The organism is Rhodopirellula sp. J20-39 (genome assembly GCF_057365095.1).
In genome coordinates this window covers 2,762,385-2,779,345 of record NZ_CP195123.1, presented here as the reverse complement: position 1 = coordinate 2,779,345, position 16,961 = coordinate 2,762,385, and the positions used below count along the sequence as shown (strand labels likewise).

Annotated in this window: 10 protein-coding genes and 3 pseudogenes; 6 read left to right on the top strand and 7 right to left on the bottom strand. The window is 52.3% G+C overall.

Annotated elements, in window-relative coordinates:
* Positions 1 to 317: 317 nt before the first annotated feature.
* Positions 318 to 2,687, bottom strand: a complete 2,370-nt coding sequence (locus ACR3ZL_RS10160) for a sulfatase-like hydrolase/transferase (RefSeq protein ID WP_486173427.1) — start codon at positions 2,685 to 2,687, stop codon at positions 318 to 320.
* A gap of 338 nt (positions 2,688 to 3,025) precedes the next feature.
* Between ACR3ZL_RS10160 and ACR3ZL_RS10155 the strand changes: the two genes are divergently transcribed.
* A complete protein-coding gene (locus ACR3ZL_RS10155; protein WP_473653246.1) occupies positions 3,026 to 4,786 on the top strand; it encodes an alginate lyase family protein in 1,761 nt (586 codons plus the stop codon).
* A gap of 520 nt (positions 4,787 to 5,306) precedes the next feature.
* Here ACR3ZL_RS10155 and ACR3ZL_RS10150 read toward each other — a convergent pair.
* From ACR3ZL_RS10150 to ACR3ZL_RS10135, 4 genes and pseudogenes are all read right to left on the bottom strand, one after another.
* The gene (locus ACR3ZL_RS10150) at positions 5,307 to 5,852 is read right to left on the bottom strand and encodes an integrase core domain-containing protein (protein WP_486173426.1); all 546 of its coding nucleotides are present in this window, start codon (positions 5,850 to 5,852) and stop codon (positions 5,307 to 5,309) included.
* A 265-nt stretch (positions 5,853 to 6,117) separates the two neighbouring features.
* Positions 6,118 to 6,204, bottom strand: a pseudogene (locus ACR3ZL_RS10145) (IS3 family transposase); the annotation flags it as partial.
* 252 nt (positions 6,205 to 6,456) lie between these two features.
* Positions 6,457 to 7,227 (bottom strand): annotated as a pseudogene (locus ACR3ZL_RS10140) (patatin-like phospholipase family protein); the annotation flags it as partial.
* A gap of 206 nt (positions 7,228 to 7,433) precedes the next feature.
* Complete coding sequence (locus ACR3ZL_RS10135; protein ID WP_473653248.1) at positions 7,434 to 9,692, bottom strand: sulfatase/phosphatase domain-containing protein; 2,259 nt, start codon at positions 9,690 to 9,692, stop codon at positions 7,434 to 7,436.
* A gap of 153 nt (positions 9,693 to 9,845) precedes the next feature.
* On the opposite strand from ACR3ZL_RS10135, the gene ACR3ZL_RS10130 reads away from it, so the two are divergent.
* The 4 genes from ACR3ZL_RS10130 to ACR3ZL_RS10115 all read left to right on the top strand — a co-directional run bounded on the left by ACR3ZL_RS10130 (position 9,846) and on the right by ACR3ZL_RS10115 (position 13,135).
* Entirely contained in the window at positions 9,846 to 10,319 is a 474-nt protein-coding gene (locus tag ACR3ZL_RS10130) for a YaiI/YqxD family protein (protein ID WP_473653249.1), read from the top strand.
* A 147-nt stretch (positions 10,320 to 10,466) separates the two neighbouring features.
* Positions 10,467 to 11,027, top strand: a complete 561-nt coding sequence (locus tag ACR3ZL_RS10125) for a hypothetical protein (protein ID WP_473653250.1) — start codon at positions 10,467 to 10,469, stop codon at positions 11,025 to 11,027.
* 634 nt (positions 11,028 to 11,661) lie between these two features.
* The gene (locus ACR3ZL_RS10120) at positions 11,662 to 12,900 is read left to right on the top strand and encodes a DUF1559 family PulG-like putative transporter (RefSeq protein WP_473653251.1); all 1,239 of its coding nucleotides are present in this window, start codon (positions 11,662 to 11,664) and stop codon (positions 12,898 to 12,900) included.
* Between the two features lie 40 nt (positions 12,901 to 12,940).
* Positions 12,941 to 13,135 carry a hypothetical protein gene (locus tag ACR3ZL_RS10115; protein ID WP_473653252.1) on the top strand — a complete coding sequence of 65 codons (195 nt, stop codon included), beginning with the start codon at positions 12,941 to 12,943 and terminating at the stop codon, positions 13,133 to 13,135.
* Positions 13,136 to 14,877: 1,742 nt separating this feature from the next.
* On the opposite strand, the pseudogene ACR3ZL_RS10110 reads toward ACR3ZL_RS10115, so the two are convergent.
* Both ACR3ZL_RS10110 and ACR3ZL_RS10105 read right to left on the bottom strand, forming a co-directional pair.
* Positions 14,878 to 15,441, bottom strand: a pseudogene (locus ACR3ZL_RS10110) (transposase).
* Between the two features lie 33 nt (positions 15,442 to 15,474).
* Positions 15,475 to 15,696, bottom strand: a complete 222-nt coding sequence (locus ACR3ZL_RS10105) for a transposase (protein ID WP_473653253.1) — start codon at positions 15,694 to 15,696, stop codon at positions 15,475 to 15,477.
* Positions 15,697 to 16,020: 324 nt separating this feature from the next.
* On the opposite strand from ACR3ZL_RS10105, the gene ACR3ZL_RS10100 reads away from it, so the two are divergent.
* Positions 16,021 to 16,758, top strand: a complete 738-nt coding sequence (locus ACR3ZL_RS10100; protein WP_486173425.1) for an AraC family transcriptional regulator — start codon at positions 16,021 to 16,023, stop codon at positions 16,756 to 16,758.
* The last annotated feature ends 203 nt before the right edge of the window (positions 16,759 to 16,961 follow it).

Genomic DNA, 16,961 nt, shown 5'->3' with positions numbered 1-16,961 from the left:
GCTCAGGCCGGACACAACCCATCTTATTTGGCTGCGTTACACTCAATATGCCGCACTGTATAGATCCTTTCTGGGGTGAGCTTCACAGTCCACGCTTCCGTCGCATGGACGGCCAATCCAGCCACAGCAAAAGCTGCAAAAATATCTGTCAGCCATTGCAAGATCCACTTACCTTCTCTCACTATCACGGCAATCGGTCAACAGTGAAGTTTGTTATCAGACACTACATTAGGCGAGCCTAGCGGGACTCGCGGAAATTTTGCCAGCGTCCAAAAACGATCGTAAGTCTTGACGACTTCTGCTACCTCCAGCTGAAGTCAGTTGCAGTCCGACGCATTGCTCTGAGGGCCACTAGCCATCTTTCCCAAAAGCATACTGGCGAAATCTGCCCTTTCGTCTCCAACGACTACATCAGTAATATATACCGTATGCTGTTGAGGCGGATCGATGGTCGATGCCTTCTTGCTGTTCTTCCACATCGGGTGGTAGATTCCGAACTTCAAATACGGCGTGTATTGGATACCAATCGTTCCGTAGACGTTCGCACCTACATGATCGAAGACTTGCTCTCCGTTCTTCCATATCATGATCTGCCCATTGTCGTCGGATGACCACTTGACGTGAAAAACCCATTGCGTCCATTGTCCTTTCTTCAATTCACCCAACGGTACACTCTGGCGAGTAGGCTTCGTCTGCGGCGAACCATAACTGCGACGAAGTTGCCACTGGTCCCCCGAAATGTTCAAACTCATATTCGGAAATGTTGCTCTCCAATTTCCGGGGATCGCATGCCACTGCATCACGATGTCATTACCGCCGCCCAATCCACTCTGCCAATCCTTAGGAACAAAGATTCGGGCACTATACCAACGGTCTTGAAAACCCTCTTCGTGAATCAGCGACAGCTCACTGCGAAACGCTCTGTCGGCATGTGGCACAGTAAATTTCACCGCTTTCTCTCCCGTCTTCCCGCCGGGGGCGTCGACGACCTGAAGACGCTCGGGCACTGCATTGCCAATCGCGTAGTGTTGGTCTTCGGATATTTTGAGTCGGTCAAGATCACTGGATGAAAAATCTGTGTGGAACAGAATCGGAGACTTTTCACTATAGACTTCTTCAATTCTGAACTTGCGCACTTGGCTTTTTAATCGCTCGAATTCGGCCTGTTGGTCAGCTGGCAGCGCTTTGGCGGGGATCCAGCGACTCAGTTGCCGAATCTGACTTTGATACAGGATGTCACCGGCCAGATTCGTCCATTCATTGGGATCGCTATGTAGATCGTATAGCTCTTGCTTGCCATCAGCGTAGCGAATTAGTCGCCAGCGAGAGTCGCGAACACTGACATTCCCGGGATCCAAGACTGTGACTGAAACACGACCACCATTGCGCTCGGGGTGATGAAGAAATGGCACGAGACTTTCGCCGTCCAGCCCCTCTTTGATCTCCAACTCACATAATTCAATCAGAGTTGGGTAAAGATCGATTAAATTGACCGGAGCATTACAGCGAGAGCCTTGCTTCGCGAACTTGTCGGCAAGCCCCTTCGGAGGCACGACTATAAGCGGCACATGCGTTGATCGCTCCCAACCTGTCCATTTTCCCCAGTGCTGTTTTTCGCCGAGATGCCATCCATGGTCGCTCCAAAGTACTATAATTGTGTTGTCCCCAAATTTCCCCGCATCGAGTGCGCTAATTAGACGCCCGACTTGTGCATCGACGAATGTTGTCGACGCCAGATACGCTTTGACAGCTTGGCTCCATTGGTCGTACTTCGTCACGGTGACATGAAGCCCTGCTGTATCCGATTCTGTAGCCCGTCGTTTACCGGTATCGCTAAGGTCATCTAGGTCGTCTGCCTGGAACGGGGGAAGCCGTACCGGGGTGTCCGCGAACCGCTCAAAGTATTTCGCTGGTGCAAACAGCGGAATATGAGGACGATATAAACCGACGCCTAGAAAGAACGGCTTTTCGTGGTTGGACTTAAGCTGCTTAATCGCCCAGTCGACTATTTGTGTGTCTCCCATCGCTGAATCGTCGACATCAAACGGCCCCCAATCGAAAGATTCCCCTTCGTCGATATCCGGAGCGCGATCTGATGGCATACCGTTAAGCGGCAAGACAACCTCTTTGCCATCTCCAAGTTGCACTACATGTCGCGGTTGACCTGTTCCTTTGGAAGGAAGTTCGCTTTGGCTGTATTGAGCCTGCTCTCGCGTCAACGGGCTCCATCGTTGCTCGACATCAAAGTGGTGTTCGAAAATTCGCTTATTAGCCGCTGCACCGGAATGCATCAACTTTCCCGTCCCTAATGTTTTATAGCCAACATCATGAAACGACTGCGGCAGCACCAGAGCTTCCGGATGCTGTTGAAGCAGTCTCTTATCACGGTTAGACCAGACGCCTGTTTGCCATGGCATCATCCCGCTGAAAACGGCGGCGCGCGACGGATTACAAGCAGGCGAAGCGCAATGCGCGTTCGTGAACAGCACGCCTCTGTCAGCCAGAGAATCGATGCTCGGTGTCAACGCCTGCGGATGCCCGCCGAGGCACCCCACCCAATCGTTCAAGTCATCAATTGCAATAAACAATACGTTGGGGCGATTCCTCAGTTCATCTGCGTTGGCGAGAACACCTCCCAAAAGTAAAAAGGAGACTACCCGAAAGAGCGTCTTAGAAGTCGAGAGCATGGTTTTAAACTTAAATAAATGAGGTAGACATTGTCTCATCAGGGTTTCTCTGCTCGTCGCTGCAAACATCGGCGACGAGTTGAACATCTTAGTCAGAGAGACAACTTCTTAGCTCGCACAAACACCCCGGCAAACTAGCACATTGCGTTCAAGCATGATTTCGTGACCGCTCAAGGGCAAACCGCGTTTTGCCTGAAACGTGCTAGCAATGAGTGAGGGCTATGCTAACGGCAGAAAATGTTTGTTCTATCATTTTCGCTATCCGCGGATTCGACGGTTTCACCTCCGCTATGCGACATCTGTCGCCCACATACCCCATTAGGCACACTCCCGAGAAAATGATGGTCAACTACTATGCGTTCTTCGTTTTACTATTCAGTGTCACTCGTTGTTTTGGAGCCGAAACCGGGCATACACTAGTCGCCATGCATGATCGCGACCGCATTCTAAAATTGGCTGATAAAGCTTTGGAAGTTATGCCGTTTAGCATTACGTTTCATGACGCTTCACTGAGTGAAGGCGGACCGCATGACTTTTTCTCCATGAGCGACTATTTCTGGCCCAATCCGAATACCGCCGATGGTAAGCCTTTCGTCCATCGGGATGGTGAATCCTATCCAGGCAATTTCAATGAGCACCGCATTGCATTAATGAATATGCGTGACGCAACCTCAGCGTTGGCCGCAGCATATAAAATTACTGGCGACGAACGTTATGCCGCCAAAGCATCAAAATTGCTCGACGTGTTCTTTGTTGCTCCCGAAACTCGAATGAATCCTGAATTGGAACACGCCCAAGTCATGGTTGGAAGTCCCGCGCCAAAACGCGGCATCGGCTTGATCGACACTCTGCACCTTATAGAGGTACCAATGGCGATCCTCGCCTTGGAGGGATCCCAGGCGATGACACGCCAACTCAAAGACGGACTAACTCAGTGGTTCAAAGACTACCTGCGATGGATAACGACCAGCCCGCGTGGGCAAGACGAGGGTTCGAGGATTAACAACCATGCGGTAGCATACTGGTTGCAAGTGGAAGCATTTAACCAGATCGTCGGCGACCAGACGCTACATGATGAATGCGTACGTCAATTTAGAGAAGTCTTTATTGGGATTCAAATGTCTGCTGATGGTGGATTCCCAAATGAACTTCGTCGCACAAAGCCATATGCCTATTCGGTTTTCCAGCTAGACAACATGGCAACACTTTGCATGTTGTTGTCGTCGCAAGAAAAGGACTTGTGGGAGTACCAAGGGGCGGATGGACAAAGCATGGCGAAGGCGATGGAATATATGTATCCTTATCTCGCCGACAAATCAACGTGGCCATCTAAGCCGGATGTCCAGGCATGGGATAAATGGCCGGTTCGGCAAGTTAGCTTGCTGTTTGCAGGACTAGCACTGAAAAAAGAAGCCTACCTCGATCTGTGGAAAACGCTAAAACCTGACCCGACATTGTTTGAGATTCGCCGCAACAATGCAATCACACAGCCTTTGCTTTGGGTGGCATTGATTTCAAGTCCATCGTCCGACGGGTTTACGAGCATTTTCAATGGAAGAGATTTCACGGGATGGCTTGGTCCGATCGAGAAAAATGCGATTGCGGATGGTGCCCTCGTATCAAAGGAGGGTACAATTTATACCGAAAAAGAGTACAGTGATTTCATTGTTGATTTCGAATTCAAGCTTCCACCCGGTGGGAACAATGGACTAGCAATTCGCTATCCCGGCAGCGGTGACACTGCGTACGTCGGTATGTGCGAATTGCAGATTCTTGATGATTCGCACACGAGGCATGCTGAGCTCGATCCGCGCCAATACCACGCGTCGGTATACGGTATGCTCCCCGCAAAAAGAGGGTTTCTACGAAATGTTGGCGAGTGGAATTCTCAGCGTGTGACCGTGCAAGGTACAAAAATCATAGTAGAACTCAACGGAACCGTCGTGCTCGACGCCGACGTAAGCAAAGTAAAGGAGTTTTTGGGTAACAAACGGCATCCCGGCTCAACTCGCACTAAGGGGCATTTCGGTTTGGCTGGACACCGCTCGCAAGTTTTATACCGCGATCTCAAAATCAAAGAAATTAAGCGAACAAGGTGACATATCATTGCTCCTGTTGTTCTGGTAGGTAACTTGCTACCGAAGCCATATCAGCAATTAGGAAGAGACGTGCCCACAAATGCGACCAAAAGTGTTAACAGTGTACCTTCACTATAATGTTTTTGGTGCTTTGGATCCGAGGCACCAAAACATGCTCCTCTCTGCGTTATAGTGGACCGTCCTCTTTCCACTCATTGTTGCATCCATGCTTGATTTGCGCCATTGCTGAAAGCTTACCAGCCTTTGATGCATGATATCCATCGCCCAAAGCTCAACTCGCGCCGACTGGGAGCCTGGCGATCTTGCGAGCATGCAACCAGTTCGGCTACTACCGTCAGTCTCGGCGTTTTGCACGAAGGCCTCTCCTTGCGAATCACCTACAAATGCCTATGTCCTGCTGTTGCTGGAAGCGACGGATTACCCCTTACCGGCCCGGCAGGCATAGGAGCTTTGCCTAGCGAATACCATGACATCCAGCTCGCCAACAAACCGCTTAACAATCGAGGCGAACCGGTGGTGGTCACATCGCGGATAATCTCACAGCCATTGTCAACGAATCCTGCGGAGTCAGGTATGAGATCTTTCCTGGACCATCCTTCCGCGAGCCTATCTTTCCGGTAATCTTCTCTAATTTGCAACCCTCAGCTTTGCTGACTTTCAAGCAGCTCAAGGTGGACCAAGTTTGGGGGGGGCACGCGTCTTCTTGTTTTGCAGGGAAGATTGATTCGAATCTGGTCGGCGAGAGATAGCCGATCGATGAGCGAAGACGTGATGTGTCGTAGTAAGCAACGAACCTAGTCAGTTCGCTCGGTACCTCGCGATAGTTTTTATGCTCAGTCATTTGCAACTGCGCCTTGATCGCACCAAAGCATAATTCCATAAACGCGTTGTCGCAGCAGTCACCAGCTCGGCTCATGCTTTGACGCATCGAACTGCGTTGGATGATCGCACGATGTTTCTTGCTTGCGCATTGACCGCCGGGATTGGTGTGATGGATGAGATCTCTTGAAGGTTGACGGCTTCGAATCGCCTTTTGGAGCGTATTGATTACCAAGTCCTTGGTCATTTCCATGCCCCAAGGCCAGCCGATAATCCGCCTGGAAAATCGATCCATGGGTCGCCATGTCAGCAAATCCGGTTCGTACGACAGGAATGTAGGTGGTGTCGCCTACCCACAAACGATTGACGCTTGTTGGCTCAGGCTGCTTGAGCAATAGGTTCTCGTTGCAGCCCAGCGTGTGCCGACTTTCGGTCATTCGCGGCTTGAATGATTTTGGCTGAAACGCCGATAGCCCCGCGATTCGCAGCAGTTTGTCGCCCCTTTCACGTCCGATGGCAACCCCTTGTAGCTTCAGGTCTGCAGCGATCCGTCGGGCACCGTAGCGTCTGCGGTGTCGATGAAACGTGGTGATCACCATTGGCAAGACATCCATGTCACTCTGTTCTCTTTGGCTTGGAGGTTCGCTTTGAAATCGCTGAAACGCGGACCGTGAGAAACCGAGGACCTCGCCGACCTCTCGCCGCAATGCAGTGCCGTCACGAATAATGCTCGCCGCTGCGGGATAGAGCTGGCTCACTCGTTTCGGCCGAAAATGATCAAAGCCTTTTTTAAAACATCGCGTTCACGCTCGACTCGCCGTAGCCTGGGCTCGAGTTCGGCGGCGCGGCTACCCGGAACGCCATTTCGACCGACGCGATTCGCTGCCCAGTGGTCGCGATGCATCGCAGACGATCAAGAAGTCGGTGCCGTCGACCAATCCGATGCAGGGTTTGAACAGGGCTTCCACGCCGAGGTTGTCGTACACGCCGCCATCCCAAAGGTGCAGCCGTTTGTACTTGGCAGGGATGGAGTGCCACTGGTCGCCTCGCATCTCTTTCCAGCGATGGTGTTTGGCTTTGACAATCAACGGGCCAATCAAACCAGGCACGGCGGCCGAAGCGGCGAGTGCGTGTGAAAGGCGAAGTTTGGGATCGACGATGTATCTGGTTTGGTAGTCGCCCATCAAGTCACGTTGGAACCGCCAGTTCTTGCCCGTTTGATAGCAAGTCGCGTTGATCAGCCATCGAGGCGATTCGGGCAGGTCGGCAAGGTCACCGTTGATTTTCCAGCGACGTTCGAGTTCGTCACCCAACACCGCGGCGCGGCCGCTGAGGATTTGCCAGGGGAACATCAGCGATTTGATCACGTAGGAACGCTGCAGGTTCTGAGTGGTCAACAGATGCAGGATTTTCGAGACCACTTCGTGCAGGTATTCCGAACTGCTGGGCCAGCGATTGTTGGTTGCTGAAAACACCAGCCCAGCGGCGAGGCTGCCGCCGGAAGCGCTGGAGATCATGTGGACGTTTCCGAGCAAGTCTTCTCGTGCGAGTCGCGCCAGGACACCCAGGTGAAACACGGTGGCGCGAACGCCACCTCCCGAGAAAGCCAGGGCGATTTTCATCTTGGTTTGCGAGTGGATATCCGGAAACACGGGCGAGAAGAACACGCTGAGGTTACCGGCGATGACAGTTTCATCGCCACGGCAATCCTGCCGGATTTTGCGGGCGTTCCAGGGGCTTGGGGGCGGGGTGCGCACAAAAAAAGGGCATCCATTGGTGAATGGATGCCCTTGGTTGGACTCTTCACTGGCTGAAAGTCGATGCCGCTTTAGAGGCCCAGCGAATCGAGGGTGGGGGCCAAGGCGTTGGCCCAGATCTTGTAGCCCTTTTCGGACAGGTGCAGGTAATCGGGCATGATCGCGGGATCGATCGTGCCGTCTTCGTTCAGGAAGTGATCGCCCAGGTCGACGTAAACAATGTTCTCGCCATCGGCCATTTTTGCGATGCGGTCGTTGACGGCGATGTTGTTCAGTCGCATCAAGTCCATCTTGGTTTTGCCTCGCGGCATGATGGCTTGCAGCACAATCTTGGTGTTAGGCAACTTCTCGCGCAGGATCGAGAGGATCTCTTCGACACCCTCCGCGATTTGCGTTGGATCCTGCATGAAGTGACCGGTGTTGTTGGTGCCGATCATCAGCACGGCGACTTCGGGTTGGATCTTGCCGAGGTTCCCGTGGGTCAGACGCCAAATAATGTGCTCGGTGCGATCGCCACCGATGCCCAAGTTGATGGTGTCGTACTCGGCGTAGTTTTCTTCCCAAACCTTTTTGCCTCGGCCTTCCCAGCCTTGGGTGATCGAATCACCGATGAAGGCCAGTTTGGGTTTGGCGGTCTTTGCCAGTTTGGACATCGCCATGTTGCGTTTTTGCCAGCCTGGTTCGTCGCCTCGCGTGGCGGGGATCGTGGCGGTGTTGACGTCATACAAATCCCGCAGGTCGATGTAACGTTTTTTCAGACCCGCCAAAATGTCAGCGTACTCGGGATCATCGTGGACCGATTTCATCTCGGTAGGATCCGTCTCCAGATCAAACAGGTTCCACTCGCGGCTTCGTGGGAAGAACATCAGCTTGTAACGTTCGGTTCGCACGCCGTCGTGAACGGGGACCATGTGCACGGCCGCGTTCTCGTAGTAGGCGTAGTACACCGCGTCACGCCAAGTCGACGAGGCTCGGCAGCCGTCTTGCATCATCGACACCATGCTGCGTCCTTGAATGGCCTCGGGGATTTCCGCACCGGCCATTTCCAGAAATGTGGGGGCATAGTCAATGTTTTGGATCGGGGCGGTGCTTTCGGTGCCCGGGTCGATCACACCAGGCCAGCGAATTAGGAATGGCATACGAAGCGATTCTTCGAACATCCAACGTTTGTCATACCAGCCGTGTTCGCCGAGGTAGAAACCTTGGTCGCTGCTGTAGATCACGATGGTGTTTTCGGCGAGACCTGATTCATCCAGGTAAGCGAGCAATTCGCCCACACTGTCGTCGACCGCTTGCACGGTGCCGAGGTAATCCTTGATGTAGCGTTGGTATTTCCATTTGGTGATGTCTTTGCTGGACAGTTTGCCAGCCTTCATGTCGGCGATGAACTTTTGGTTTTCGGGTTCGTAAGCGGCGTCCCACGCAGCTTTTTGTTCTTCGTTCATGCGGCGATATTCGCCGTTGCCCAGACGCGGCAAGAATTGTTCGGGGAACAAGCTCTCGCCGTGGAACTTCATGTCGTGGCCCCAATAAAAATGGTTCTCGAGCGACATTTCGCTTTCGTGCAGCAACTTCGAACGGCCCGAGTAATCATCGAACAAGGTTTCCGGTTCAGCCACGTCGACGCCTTTGTACAAGTCGAAGTGACGTGGTGGAGGCGACCAGTTTCGGTGAGGAGCTTTGTGTTGGCACATCAGCACGAACGGTTGGTCTTCGTCGCGATCGTTCTGCAACCAGTTCAATGTGTTCTCGGTGATGATGTCCGTGACATAACCGGTGTACCGCTTGCGTGATCCATCCATTTGGATGAAGTCGGGGTTGTAGTAGTTACCTTGTCCGGGAAGGATTTCCCAGTGATTGAAACCCACCGGGTCGGTGCCCAAGTGCCACTTGCCGATCAGTGCGGTTTGGTAGCCAACGTCTTGCAGCAATTTTGGAAACGTGACTTGCGATCCATCAAAGCGATTGCCGTTGCGTAGGAAACCGTTGATGTGGCTGTGCTTGCCCGTCAGGATGCAGGCTCGTGATGGACCACAGATCGAGTTGGCACAGAACGAGTTGTGGAAGACAGCACCTTCGTTGGCGATGCGGTCGAGGTTGGGAGTCCTGTTGATCTTCGATCCGTAAGCGCCGATGGCTTGCAACGCATGGTCGTCAGAGAACACAAAGACGATGTTGGGCCGCTTGGCCTTCGCGGGTTCATCGGCCGAAGTGAGCGAAGAAACCGCGGCGCCGAGCAGTAGGACGCTTAGCAATGCGATGGCGGATACGGTCGCGCGTTTGAGTTGTGTCCCGCGAGGAACGTGGCGAGAAACCAGGGGTTGATTCATGGTGATGCCGGAGTCAGAGGTGGGAAGGTCGGTTGGAAGCGGCTAGTTTAAACGGAAATCAAAACTCTGTTGTGACGCCTTCGGGTGTTTCTCGGTCATCGACTGGGTGAATCCTGCACAACGGAACAGACATCCACACCGGAACCTGATGAAGTGAAAATTTGGATCGATGCGGATGCCGCACCGCGAGACGTGAAAGACGTTGTGTTCCGCGCCGCAAAACGTTTGGATGTGGTAACGATTTTGGTCGCCAATGCACCTGTCGGAGTGCCCGCCAATGCGACGACGGTTCGGTCCGTGGTGGTCCGCGAAGGAGCCGATCAAGCGGATCGGTACATTGTCAATCATGGTGAGAAGGGTGATTTGGCTGTGACGGCAGATTTGCCGTTGGCGGGAATGCTGGTGGAGAAGGGATTGTTCGTGATCGATCCGCGGGGGGAGGAGTACTCGCCAGCGACCATCGCCAGTCGACTTTCGATGCGGAATTTCATGGACGATCTTCGAGGTACGGGCGTTGAAACGGGCGGCAGTGCACCGTACGGTCCCAAGGACAAGAAGGCGTTCGCGTCGACCTTTGATCGATTGTTGACAAAGGCCATTCGGAGGGCCGAGGCCTCCTCGGAGTAGCGGTTCGCGTTGAAACGCAGCAGCGACTATCCTGCGACGGTCCATTCTGCCCACGACCGTTGGAATTTTGGCGTTTCCTCATGCCGGATGTTGGTGGATGGAATTGCAAGGCGATCTTTGTCCGCAAGCCACAATCGAGTGAGTTCATTGAGACCTACCAATTGTTTGTGTCGGCTGCTGCTGACCGTTTCGATGGCGTGTCTGGCTATCGTTGCCCATGGCCAAGATGTTCGCGGAGTCGCCCCTGTCGTGGGACTTCGCACCAATTCGCTGACCGACGTGTTGTTGACCGGTGCCATATTGGTGACCAATCCGGATTACTACTTGAAGGATTTGGGGGCGGACGAGTCGGCCAAGGATTCCGATGAAAACGTTGCGACGGGCGACGTGCTGATTCGGTCCGGTCGCATCATCGCGGTCAGCGATTCCATTGAACCGCCGCCGGGTTGTCGAGTGGTGGATTGTTCGGGCAAGACGATCTACGCCGGATGGATCAATGCTTGGCAAGTAGTGTCAGGTGATTCGCTGACTTCAGGGGATGACTATTGGAACGCGAATATTTTCGCCAACCGCGAAGTGAAGGAATTGTCGAGCGTTCTGAACGCTGGCAAGCTTCGAAGTCAAGGATTCACCACGACGGTGCTGGCTCACAAGGGACGCATCTTTGGCGAGAGCAATCAAAGGGACGCAGGCCTGAATGCCGCGTAGTTAGCCGTAAGTGATTCATGCTGCTTGAAGAGCTCGCAGCATTGGTGAGGCTTACGGCAGCCCGACGAGAAGACCTGTGGTACAGCCTGCTCGAAGTGATCTCCGAATTGAATGTTGGCTACCGTCCCTGTAGACAGGAAAAACAAGAACACAAGCGACGGCAGAAGAACTACCGACTGATGACCTCTCCCCCCAATCCGAACTAAAATCGATACGCCACAGCAGCTTAGGCTTACTACTGTGCCACTCGCGTGGATCGCCCATTCTTCTCAGCTCAGGAAAGGTTACCAACCTCGCATCAGTGTGAATTTCCTGTAGTTCGCTTTGCGTTTTCGCTAGCTTAAGTAGTCCTGCTTGCTCGAGGCACTAGGTTGACACCCCGCGTGGCCAACACTCCAGATTTACGAATGACAAACTCTAAAGAAAGGTTGTACTGATCGAATTAGCCGCCATCGCCAAAATCGCCAAATAGGCATGACCGAATAGTGCTACTCTCGCGTTGTCTTTGTGCGAGCGTCGGATGGATGCACGCTTTAGAATAGCGAGTGTTCGGCGGAAACGCCTGTAAGAACGTGTCCGTTTGCCTTCTCAGCTTCAGAGAAGGAAGTTTCTCTTCGATATTTGGATCTAACTAATGCGTGTGTCATCAAAAATGCTTCGCTGTGCGTTTACGCTCGTTGAGCTTCTCGTCGTAATTGCCATCATCGGCGTGCTGGTGGGGTTGCTGCTGCCGGCAGTTCAGGCTGCTCGCGAAGCAGCCAGAAGAATGAGCTGTAGTAACAACTTCAAACAAATTGGATTGGCTGTCCATAACTACCACTCAGCTTACAACCAGCTTCCCACTCAAGGTGGAGGCACGGACCTGAGGCCAACAGGATTGAAATGGTACCAGACTTCGCTGACGAGTAATAACATGCGGCTGAGCATGCTAGTTGGAATCCTGCCATTTGTCGAGCAGCAAGCGATGTGGGAGCAAATCGCGAATCCCAACAGCAGCCGACTCGACGGTAGTGCTTCAGCCAAAATTGGTACACCAACCAAGCCATGGAGCGCAATGGGGCCGACGCCTCAGCAAATCCAGTACATTCCATGGGCATCTCAGGTGCCGGGATACCGTTGCCCGAGTGACCCTGGCGCCGGCCTTCCATCCCTCGGGCGGACGAACTACGCCGCGTGCCTCGGCGATTCAACCTGGAAAACTACGTACGGGCCTTGGGACGTTCTGCGTACCGATCGCACAGCCGCTGAGACGGCTAGGGCGTCTCACCGTGGTTTTTTCAAGCCACTCGATAAAACTCGTTTCAGCGACTGCCTAGATGGACTTTCTAACACTGTTGCAATGGGAGAGATCATTACCTACTTAGGTGATAGTGATGCTCGCGCCGTGTTGCCCAGCAAGGGTGATAACCTGGGGACTACGGCGGGATCAGAGCGGACGATTCGCGACAATCCCTCGTCTTGCAAAAGCTACGTGGATGCGGTCCGTCCGCAGTTTTGGGATGGAGGGGCTAGCGCTAGTACTGCTGATTACGCTCGTGGTTACCGTTGGGCGGACCAAATGGCGATGTACACAGGCTGCTTTACGGTCTTATCGCCCAATCGAGAGATCTGCGGGCACGCAACCAACGGAGACTATCTTGCCTCGCTGTTCAATGTTTCTAGCCAACATCAAGGCGGCTGTCATGTCTTAATGGGTGACGGTGCGGTGAAGTTTATTACAGATTCCATCGAAGCCGGCAATGCAAGTGCAGGAATGGTTTGGGATAATGGGGCCGCCTCGCAAGGACGCACACCAGGATCAACCAGCCCATACGGATTGTGGGGGGCACTGGGGACTCGTGCTAGCCGGGAAGTTACCAACCAAGAATTCTAGTTTCAAATAGCTAACTACATATTCCGAATAGAAGACAATTATGAATCGCTATAATACGCTTATGCTACTGCTAACCGCAGCCTGTGCATCTTTCAGTGGCTGTGGTAAGGATGGTACCCCGAGAGCTGTTGTCGATAGTTCCGATGCTGCGGCAATTGCCAAGTACGAAACCAATGAGCTAGAGCGGGCTCTCGCGACTGAACAAGCAATGAGCTCAATGACCGAAGATCACTAACTATGAATTGAGCACGGCAATAAGCATTCGACTCAATATACATATTCTCTGCAAATAGCAAATAGGCGTTTTGCTATTTGCAGCTCCGTTACTAAGTTGAGGAAAACCGCCACTCAAAGTTCCAATACATAGCTTCTATGCCCGCCCAATATCAGAACTGAGTATTACTAAGGGGCTGCATCTTCCACGTCGGGCGACCGAATGCTAAAGACCGAATCCAGCATGTAAAAGCTTCGCTTTTTGCATCAGTTCCGCAGTAGCAAGCCCCGGTGCCCATCGTGCATGCGACAACCGCCGTTCGCTCTATACGAGACACGCATTCATCACAAATATTCACTTGCCTTTTAGATAGCAGTACGCACCAAAAACTCGCTGCCAACATCGATTCCGGAGATGTCGGAATGAACGTTGCGGTATTCGCTACGACGCGGCCCATCAAATTCAAGGCATACATCTTTAGACTTGAGGTGTTCCAGCAACTGCAATGCCCCCCGAATACGGGCCGACTTCGGAACTGATGCCCGGACGTGGTGTAGCGTCACGCTTCTATTTTGATCGGAAACCGTCAACTAGTTTTCGCATGCAGGTTCATCTGTGTGGTCGCATTCCGCTTGGTAGCACAGATGAAACGCGACTTCGGTTGAGCACAATCGCATTCCTGACGAATCGGTTGCAGGACCATATCAATTGTATCAAAGAGCATTCCGCAACAGACTTAACCAATCCTCGGGGGGAATCAACGGCCGATTTGGTTGTGCTTATCGCAATCCGGTTGATAGTGAACGACCTTGACCCCGGTTCCAATCAACTCCCTTCGCGACTGAAAGTTGTGCCCGGGCGATTCTATGGTACGAGAAATTACCTCAACAACCAACACAGGCAAATGGGATCGACCGAGGTATTACGAAAAGATTCGCATTGCGAGAACAACTCGCAAATCCGGAAGAACCATGCGTCAATATCTACATTGCTTCGGACGGCGTCCATCTTCACGGTGGAGAATCTCACCGGCGCGGAGCTCCGTCTGCGACGTTTACTGGCCTAGCTCCCAAGCACACGATTCGGTTCTCTTGCTCTGCTACGTCCGCTAGGGTCTTCACCGACGAGTCCGGTTTACGGGAGAAGGAAGCGACCAGACGCAAGCTTTTCGGTCGCATTGTCCAGTCCAGCTCATTTTCACTAGCTAATAATTACCTCCGATCACCCCTGTGAAATAGCGATTCCCGTCGCGTCCTAGGTTCTAAAGCAGCAGTCCCAAGCTGATCATTTCCGTTTAGTGTTCCAGCAAATCCTTGCGAAGACAGTTCGACTGTCGGGAAAGTGCAGGAATTGAATCGCCCACATACACTCTCATAGCATCTGTATTTAAAGCAGGATTGTAGAGTTCTTGCCGATCAAACGAAATGCTTACGCGTTGGCTTCTTGCTCAATCCAAATCAACCGGTTGAACGGGCTTTAGTCACGCTCAACTGACCTGGCGACGGACTTACATCCTCCATGAAACTAAATGACGCAACTGACCGTGGTCGACTGTTAGAGGCTCAAATATGTAGGTGTATTTCAATCGCCCAATAATGCGATTTACTTATCGCTCACGACATCTGAAGCCATCTTTTTCTAGGCTCTCCAAGTCACACAAGTTCAAGGAAGTATTACACGCTACAACAATCTCTTAAGCTGACTTAGAACCGGACAGAAAACCATTGTTTTGAAAACAGCACGTAAAGACTTGAGCTTTTAAGTCAGTCGGCAAGTTGGACGTCATTGTGCCAGATTCGAAAAGTGAGAATTGCCATCGCTAAGATTGCCCACCCGTGAATCACCGCTTCGCTGCGGTCATAACGAAACCGCAAGCGTCGAAGTCCTTTCAGCCAAGCGATTGACCGCTCGACGACCCACCGGATGCGACCCAAGTGACTGCCATGCGGTGCGCCTCATTTTCGGATAAAGGGCTTCATGCCCAGGCATCGCAAGACATCTCGAGTCGCTTCGCTGTCGTATCCCGCATCGGCGTAAACCTCATCCGGTCCGATTCGCGGACGCCCTGGCTGTCCACCAACATGCGGAAACTCGTTCTCGATGATCGGCAGGATCTCTCGCTGATCGCTTCGATTGGCTCCCGCAATCGTGATCGCCAGGGGAACACCGTTTCGATCCGTCATCAGCGTGAACTTCGTCCCCAATTTGCGTCGATCGACTGGGCTCGGGCCTGTCCGGTCGCCACCGCCAAACGCACGGACTTGAGTGCTGTCGATAATCGCCGTCTCATGCTCAAGATCTCCATCGCGACGCAACAGCCGAAGCATGTCCAAGTGAACGCGATCCCAAATACCAGCCTGCTACCAATCACGAAGTCGGCAGCGAGCGGTCTCACCGCTGCAGTCCATTTCCTCAGGCACGTCTCGCCAACGGACTCCGGTAACCAATACGTACCAAATCACACGCAGCACTTCATAGTGGCCAATCGGTGGTCTCCCACCATCGGGACCAACAGGTTCTTCAGGAGGGAGGTGATGGACGACGATATCGTAAAACTCTTTCGGCATACTTGCGTGAGCCATGACGCATCTCCTTTAAGCGAAAATGCTGCACGATGGCGCAAATGCCGTGCCAATCTGGTCAGGGGTTTTCTGTCCGGTCCTTAATTTGATCCTTGACCGGGTTAGTTTTTTTGGGACGTGTTGCTTGCTTTTAAAGTGCAGGACTTCCAAAACTGGAAGGTAGAATCGGTGTCCCTTCTACACGTTCGGCGGGCCATCAACTAAAATTGTGAAGGCAGCCAGGTGACGCCACTGTTTTGAATCTCTAGTGTATGTCGCGTTCCTTGTGAACATTTTGCCCACGCGAAATTGCAGTCGATGAGCAAATACCAACGGAGTTTTTCAATGATCGACCAGGATGAAACAAACGCATTTCTAGATGATCTGCAGTTCGATTCGAATGTACGATCGATGTTTGAGTATCTCCCCGGCATTCTGTTTTTCATCAAGGATAAGGATGGTCGCATTTTGCATTGCAATGAAACGCATCGTAGTAGCCTTTTTCATTTTGATCACGGTGGTTCGCTTTATGGAACAAACAACTACGATGTATTCCCAATCGCCATAGCTCAAGCATTTACCGAAGACGACCGATATGTGATTGATTGTGGCAAAACTATCATCGAGCGCGTCGAGCTGAATATCAGCTATACTAGTGAACTTTGCTGGTTCTGCACAACAAAAATACCCGCTCGAAATATCGAAGGAAAAATTGTTGGATTAATCGGAGTCAGTCGCCGCCTTTCCGTAGCCGATCAACGTCAAAGCGCTTACGGGTTGCTTATTCCGGCAATTAGCCATATCCAGAAGCATCGCGCGGAACCGATCCTAGTAGCGGATCTTGCCAAACTGTGCGAACTGTCTGAATCGACATTTCGACGTGAGTTCAAGTCAATGTTCCGAATGACGCCACTAACCTTTCTCACGCGTCTACGTTTGCATGACGCTTGCGAGATGCTAACGAGAACGCGACATCCAATCGGCGATATTGCCTACAAATGTGGATTTGAAGATCAAAACTATTTCACACGAGTATTCAAAAAAGTCATGCGTGTCACGCCATCTGAATTCCGCAGCAATTGAATTGTGTGAACAACTATCAACCGGTGCTTACACATGCACTCGAAACTCGGCGCCTGTATCCGCCATCGTAGAAAGTCAGATCTATGCCAGCCCGTGCATTCTGACGAAGACGGTGATGAAGGACAAACCAGATTGCAAATAGGCTACAACGCTGGGTAGTGACATGCCTCCAAAACTTGGTGCACCGTTATGAGAGTAGGGAT

Excerpts from the sequence above, each read along its gene's own strand:
- ACR3ZL_RS10160 (WP_486173427.1), bottom strand. The coding sequence starts at position 2,687 with ATGCTCTCGACTTCTAAGACGCTCTTTCGGGTAGTCTCCTTTTTACTT.
- ACR3ZL_RS10155 (WP_473653246.1), top strand. The coding sequence starts at position 3,026 with ATGATGGTCAACTACTATGCGTTCTTCGTTTTACTATTCAGTGTCACT.
- ACR3ZL_RS10150 (WP_486173426.1), bottom strand. The coding sequence starts at position 5,852 with ATGACCAAGGACTTGGTAATCAATACGCTCCAAAAGGCGATTCGAAGC.
- ACR3ZL_RS10135 (WP_473653248.1), bottom strand. The coding sequence starts at position 9,692 with ATGAATCAACCCCTGGTTTCTCGCCACGTTCCTCGCGGGACACAACTC.
- ACR3ZL_RS10120 (WP_473653251.1), top strand. The coding sequence starts at position 11,662 with ATGCGTGTGTCATCAAAAATGCTTCGCTGTGCGTTTACGCTCGTTGAG.
- ACR3ZL_RS10115 (WP_473653252.1), top strand. The coding sequence starts at position 12,941 with ATGAATCGCTATAATACGCTTATGCTACTGCTAACCGCAGCCTGTGCA.
- ACR3ZL_RS10105 (WP_473653253.1), bottom strand. The coding sequence starts at position 15,696 with ATGGCTCACGCAAGTATGCCGAAAGAGTTTTACGATATCGTCGTCCAT.
- ACR3ZL_RS10100 (WP_486173425.1), top strand. The coding sequence starts at position 16,021 with ATGATCGACCAGGATGAAACAAACGCATTTCTAGATGATCTGCAGTTC.